Below are 338 nucleotides of genomic sequence, written 5' to 3' on the forward strand. Positions count from 1 at the left end.
ATCGCCTTCAGCTGCTCCAGCGTCTCGGCGGTGGAGTTGCGGATGCCTTTCTCCTCCATCAGGAAGCGGATTTTCACCCCGCGCTCACCGGCCGCCTTCAGGCGCTGCAGCACGCCGTCCAGCAGCGAACCGTCCTGATTCGCTACGTAAAACTGCCCCAGGTCGATGCGGGTTTTCGCCGCGTCGAACATCTCGCGCCACACCTCGGCGGTGTTGCGCAGGTCGTCGGCCTGCAGCGCGGTTTCTACCGGTGCGGTATACACCAGCTCGTAACCGGGAATCGCAAAACGCGCCGCAGCGCTCTGGCTCAACATCAACAAACAACCGCCCCACAATGC

General features: G+C 63.0%; 1 protein-coding gene. It reads right to left on the reverse strand.

The genetic code is table 11. The annotated features are described in order from the left end of the window. A partial coding sequence (locus tag N825_RS35835; RefSeq protein ID WP_037462568.1) for a phospholipase D-like domain-containing protein occupies positions 1-314 on the reverse strand: 314 nt, incomplete at its 3' end. Positions 315-338 lie beyond the last annotated feature (24 nt).

Source organism: Skermanella stibiiresistens SB22 (assembly GCF_000576635.1).
GTDB lineage: Bacteria > Pseudomonadota > Alphaproteobacteria > Azospirillales > Azospirillaceae > Skermanella > Skermanella stibiiresistens.